This window comes from Flavobacterium panacis (genome assembly GCF_024649945.1).
Classification (GTDB): Bacteria; Bacteroidota; Bacteroidia; order Flavobacteriales; family Flavobacteriaceae; genus Flavobacterium; species Flavobacterium panacis.
The window spans coordinates 1-6866 of record NZ_JANKMS010000024.1 but is presented as its reverse complement, the minus strand read 5'-3'; the positions used below and the strand labels follow the sequence as shown (position 1 = coordinate 6866).

Sequence of the window (6866 nt, the reverse complement as noted above, 5' to 3'; positions counted from 1 at the left end):
TCCTTTCGAGAAGGTTGTGGAGAAGGTGGTCAGTAGCCGTGATATGAGTATGACTCCCTTGTTCCAGGTGATGTTCGAATTACAAAACAAACAGATAAGTTCAGGTAATGAGGAAAAAGAACTAAAGGGGCTTACAATATCCGGACATGAATATTCTAGTACTACGGCACAGTTTGATTTAACGCTGAATGTATCGGAAGGCAATAACGGTATTGCACTCAACATGAATTATTGTACTTCTTTGTTTGATAAAGCTACTATTGAGCGTATGCTGTTGCATTACCAAGAATTGTTGGAAAGTATTGTGTTTGATGTAGCTCAGCCAGTAGCGACACTTTCGATGTTGACCGTAGCGGAAGAACAGCAGTTGTTAAATGTTTTTAACAACACGTCTGTTGCCTATCCTAAGGATAAAACAATAGTTGATTTATTTGAAGAGCAGGCAGGAAAGACCCCTGATGCAGTAGCAGTAGTTTATGAGGGGGAAGAATTAAGCTACAGACAATTGAATGAGAGGTCCAACCAATTGGGACATTATTTGAGGGAACAGGGCGTACAGGCCGATACCCTTGTAGGTATTTGTCTGGAGCGAAGTCAGGAAATGCTGATTGGTATTCTTGGAATCTTGAAATCAGGGGGGGCATATGTTCCAATCGATCCGGATTACCCAATAGAACGTATCGATTATATGATTAAAGATGCGGGTATCGGTCTGGTTTTGAGCAGTGAAACAAGCCACAATGTTATGAGTAAAAATCCAGATTTTTCAGTTCTGTGCATGGATAAAGATTGGGATCTTGTTTCAGGATATCCTGCAACAAAAATAAGTAATGTATTGACAGCATCTAATCTAGCTTACGTTATTTATACCTCAGGAAGTACTGGAACTCCTAAAGGGGTAATGAATGAGCATGGAGGTGTTGTTAATCGATTGCTATGGACACAATCAGAGTATCGATTAACGGCAGATGACAGCATTGTTCAAAAAACTTCCTTTAGTTTTGATGTTTCCGTGTGGGAATTATTATGGTCTATTACCTGTGGTGCCAAGCTGGTTTTTGCCAAACCGGAAGGGCACAAAGACGCTCTTTACTTGAAAGAGCTTATTGAAGATCAGAATATCACCACGATCCATTTTGTCCCATCAATGTTGGGTGTCTTCCTTGGTTTGATAGAATTGGGAGACTGTCCTTCATTGCAGCGGGTTTTATGCAGCGGTGAGGCTCTGCACATGGATCATGTCAATTTGTTTAAGGAGAAATTCCGCAATGTTCGATTAGATAATTTATATGGACCTACAGAGGCAGCAATTGATGTCAGTTCATGGGAAGTACCATTGGAAGGTTCTTTATCTCAGGTTTTAATAGGAAAGCCTATAACTAATACTCAAATTTATATTCTTAATAATAGTTTAAATTTATTACCTATTGGAGTTGCCGGAGAATTGTGTATAGGAGGAGTTCAGGTAGCAAGAGGGTATTTGAATAAAGAAGACTTAACGAATGAGAAGTTTATAATGAATCCATTCAAAGAGGAAGAAAGAATATACAAGACAGGTGATTTAGCACGTTGGTTACCTGATGGTAATGTAGAATATATAGGCAGGAAAGATGATCAGGTTAAAATCCGCGGCTATCGAATAGAGTTGGGCGAGATTGAGAATGCATTGTCATGCTTACCTGGAGTAACACAGTGTTGTGTACTGGCCAAAGAAGATGCATCCGGCAGCAAACGTCTGGTCGGTTATGTTGTACCTGAAGGTGATTTCGATAAAGAAGTATTGCAAAAGGAATTAAAACTAAGCCTTCCGGAGTATATGGTTCCCCAATTATGGGTTGCATTGGATGCAATACCATTGACTGGTAATGGAAAGCTGGATAAGAAGTCATTACCAGATCCGGCTTGTTCAGATTTGTCGGGTAAAGAGTATGTGCCACCACGTAATGAGACAGAAGAGAAGTTAGCTGAAATTTGGCAGAATCTGTTAGGATTAGAACAAGTCGGAATCTATGATAATTTCTTTGAACTGGGTGGTCATAGTTTACTGGCTACACGTTTAGTTTCGATGATCCGTAAGGAATTTGAGATTGAAATTATAATTAAAGATGTATTTGAATTCACGAGTATAGAAGAACTAAGTACCTATTTAAGACATAAAGAACTAAAGGAAAAAGAAAGCCAAGACATTACTTATAAAAAAATAATAACAATATAATGGACAAAATATTAAATCTTTTAAAGAGAGCTCAAGATGAGAGAGTGAGGTTAGAGTTAGAAGGCAATAATTTAGTTTTAAAATCAGAAAATGAAAATATTAATGATGGATTGTTATCAGATATAAAAAATAATAAGGATCTTATCATTAAACATCTTCAAAAATTTGAAGTAAATAGAAATCACAATAAAGGATTAGGAAAGGATACTGTAAAACCATTTGACAGAAACCTTGTTAAACAGATTCCTCTTTCCTATAGTCAGGAACGTTTATGGTTCTTAGATCAGTTAGACGGTAGTGCAGAATATAATATGCCTATTGTGTTACGTTTAGAAGGAGCCTTAAATATATCAGCTTTAGAAGAATCATTAAAGACCATTGTTTTGCGCCATGAGGTTTTACGTAGTTTACTTTTGTCAGAAGATGGTGTTGGTTATCAAGAAGTTATTAGTGCTGAGGATTGGTTTTTGCAACAAGATACTTTATTGAATGAATCATTGTTGGAGAGTGATTTGAATAAATATCTAAATGCTCCCTTTAATCTGTCAATTGATTATAAATTAAGGGCATGTTTATATACAATAGGAGAGAAGAAGTATGTTCTGGCATGTGTTTTCCATCATATAGCCAGCGATGGTTGGTCGCAAGGGATTTTGGTAAATGAGTTTGTTGAATTGTATAGTGCTCTTGAGTCTGGGCGTGAGGCAGTTTTACCAGAGCTTAGTTTACAATACGCAGATTATGCTATTTGGCAGCGACAATATTTAAAAGACGAGGTTTTAGAGAATGAGCTATCGTATTGGGAAGGAAAATTAAAGGGTGTAAGTACTTTGTCTTTACCGATGGATCATGCACGACCTTCTTCACATAGCAATGCAGGAGCTATTATCTCCTTAGAGTTGGATAAAAAAATAAGTACTTCACTAAGTTCTATATGTCAAGAACAAGGTGTCACATTATTTATGTTATTGTTGTCAGCTTTTAAGGTTTTGTTATCTCGTTACAGTGGCCAGGATGATATTTGTGTAGGAACACCAATAGCCAATAGAACACAATCCGAGTTAGAAGGAATGATTGGTTTTTTTGTAAATACTTTAGCACTTCGCAGTGATTTAAGTGGAGATCCTAGTTTTAAAGATTTATTGTTACAAATAAAACAAACTACTCTAGAAGGGTATGACCATCAGCTGGCACCTTTTGAAAAGGTTGTGGAGCGTGTAGTTAATACCCGTGATATGAGTATGACGCCATTGTTTCAGGTATTATTTGTTCTACAGAATACTCCTAAAGAGTCTAAAGATTTATCTTTAGAAGGATTTAGATTGTCTGAATATGAGTTTGATACGGTTAGTTCTAAGTTTGATTTAAATATGGTGATTTCTGAATTTGAAGAAGTTATTACATTGAATTTAGAATATAGTACAGTTTTGTTCGATAAGACTACGATTGATCGTATGTTATCACATTACGAAATGTTGCTTCAAAGTATAATAAGCGATATCACCCAACCAATAGGTAATTTATCACTACTGAGTAAAGAAGAAGAGATACAATTATTAGACATTTTTAATGATACCTTGACAGAATACCCTAAAGACAAAACAGTATTAGATTTATTTTCAGAACAAGTGAAAAGTATTCCTGATGCAATTGCTGTAGTTTTTGAAGATCAGGTATTAACTTACAAAGAATTAGATCAACGCTCGAATCAATTAAGTCATTATTTGTTTGAGCAAGGAATAATTACAGATAGTTTAGTCGGAATTTGTTTAGATCGTAATCTGGAAATGGTTATTGGTATTTTGGGGATCTTAAAATCGGGGGGAGCTTATGTTCCTATTGATCCTGAATATCCAAGTGATCGTGTGGGGTATATGCTTAATGATGGTAGTATTAAGACAGTGTTGAGCTGTAATGTGAGTAGTCACTTATTGGAAAGTTATGAAAATTTATCGATTTTATTATTGGATACTGATTGGAACCTTATTTCTGACTATTCAACAAAGAATTTGAATAAAGTAATAGCTCCGGATGATTTGGCATATGTTTTATATACCTCGGGAAGTACAGGAAAGCCAAAAGGTGTAATGATGTCTCATTATGCATTATTCAACCTGATATGTAATAATAATGAACTAGGTATTTCTAATCAAAGGGTCACACAATTGTCAAGTATAAGTTTTGATATGTCATTTCAGGAAATATTTTTTGCAATTACACAAGGAGGAGAATTATATATAGTTCCATCAGAAACTAAGAAAGATTTATCTGGTTTAGTAAATTTTATTAAAAGCAACAATATCGAAACAATGTTTCTTCCGACAGCTTTTTTTATATTTCTTGGTGCCGAGGGTGTTTTTGAAAAAATAGATTCAGTAAAAGATCTTATTGTAGCAGGAGAACAATTAAAATTGTCTGAAAATGTAAAAAAATATCTAAAACAACAAGGTGTTATGTTGCATAACCATTATGGTCCAACAGAAACGCATGTTGTAACAACAGATATTATAGACTACAAAATTAGAAGTGACGAAGATGAAACTATATCGATAGGAAAGCCGATAGCCAATACCCAAATTTATATTCTTAACAATAGTTTAAATTTATTGCCTATAGGAGTTGCTGGAGAATTATGTATTGGAGGTGTTCAGGTAGCCCGAGGCTATTTAAATAAAGAAGAACTAACTCAAGAGAAGTTTATAGCTAATCCGTTTAGACAAGGAGAACGAATTTATAAGACAGGCGATTTGGCACGTTGGTTGCCTGACGGAAATATTGAATATATTGGTAGAAAAGATGATCAGGTTAAAATTCGTGGGTTTCGAATAGAACTGGGAGAAATAGAGAATGTATTATCGTCTCTACCTGGAATAACACAATGTTGTGTTCTGGCTAAGGAAGATGCAAGTAAAAACAAGCGTCTGGTTGGTTATGTTGTTGTAGATAAGGAGTTAAATAAAAATCAAATACAAGAATATTTAAAATTGAGCTTACCAGAATTCATGGTTCCTATGATCTGGATTCAATTGGAGAGCTTCCCTTTAACAACTAATGGAAAGTTAAACAAAAGATTACTACCAGAACCTGATAATTCAGACTTATCGAGTAGAGAATATGCAGCTCCGCGTAATAAGATCGAAACGCAGTTAGCTGTAATCTGGCAGAATCTCTTAGGAGTAGAACGAGTAGGGGTTTATGATAATTTCTTCGAATTGGGGGGGCATAGTTTACTGGCTACGCGTTTGGTTTCTATGATTCGTAAGGATTTGAGGATAGAAGTTTCCCTTCGGGAAGTATTTGAATATGCCACAATCTCAGAGTTAGGAGCTCATATATTAGTTCAGTCAGAGGGCGGGGGATTGCCAAGTATTGTTGCAGAGAATAATCCAGAGCGTATTCCTTTATCTTTTAGTCAGGAGCGATTATGGTTTTTGGACCAACTTCAGGGCAGTACCGAATACCATATTCCAATTGTTCTTCGTTTAGAAGGAGCTTTGGACGTATCGATACTGGAACAAACCTTAAAGGAGATTGTTTTTCGTCATGAGGTCCTGCGTAGTATGCTTTTATCAGAAGAAGGTATCGGTTATCAGGAGATTATCAGCGCTGAGGGCTGGTCCTTGGATAAGACAATTGTATCGGAAAAGTTGTTATTGGAAAATAATATAGTAGATTATGTAAACAGACCTTTTGATTTATCAAAAGACTATAAGCTTCGAGCATGTTTGTATACATTAGGGAATGGGAAGGATGTTCTGGCTTGTGTTTTCCATCATATTGCCAGTGACGGCTGGTCGGGTGGAATCCTGACCAATGAGTTTATGGAATTGTACAGTGCCCTGCAATCAAATAAAACCCCTGATTTGCCGGAGCTTAGTCTGCAATACGCAGATTATGCGATCTGGCAGCGCAAGTATTTGGAAGGTGAGGTTTTGGAGAATCAATTATCCTATTGGGAAGAAAAGTTAAAAGGAGTAGGCACCTTGTCATTACCAACGGACTATGTCCGTCCTTCGGTGCAAAGCAATGAAGGGGCGAATGTTTCTTTAGAGTTGGGAAAAGAGCTGGTGGATTCGTTAAACGCTATATGTCAAAAAGAAGGAGTTACTCTTTTTATGCTGATGTTATCCGTCTTTAAGGTATTGCTGTCGCGCTACAGCGGTCAGGATGATATTTGTGTAGGTACACCTATTGCGAATCGAACACAATCGGAGTTGGAGGGAATGATTGGTTTTTTTGTCAATACTTTGGCACTTCGCAGTGATTTGAGCGGTGACCCGAGTTTCAAAGATTTGTTGTCAAGAGTAAAACAGACTACCCTGGAAGGTTATGACCATCAGCTGACACCATTTGAAAAGGTTGTTGATCGGGTTATTACGAGCCGCGATATGAGTATGACGCCATTGTTTCAGGTGATGTTTGTCATGCAGAATAAAGGAGATAATCTTGTAGAAAAAGATAAAGGCATAACCGATATAGTCATTTCGGAATATGAGTTTGATACGGTTACTTCCAAATTTGATTTAACATTTGGCATATTGGGGAACAATAATGATATTTCATTAGAAGTAAATTATTGTACCGATTTATTTGACAAGGCCACGATTGATCGTATGCTGTTGCATTATCAGGGGTTGTTGTCGGATATCGT

At 36.5% G+C, this 6866-nt stretch carries 2 protein-coding genes; both read left to right on the top strand.

All coding sequences use genetic code 11. From position 1 onward, the window contains the following. Nucleotides 1-2215, top strand: a 2215-nt coding sequence (locus NQQ59_RS25135; RefSeq protein ID WP_257698470.1) for a non-ribosomal peptide synthetase, incomplete at its 5' end; no start/stop codon positions are given. Further along, a partial coding sequence (locus tag NQQ59_RS25130; protein ID WP_257698469.1) for a non-ribosomal peptide synthetase occupies nt 2215-6866 on the top strand: 4652 nt, incomplete at its 3' end. The genes NQQ59_RS25135 and NQQ59_RS25130, both read left to right, overlap by 1 nt.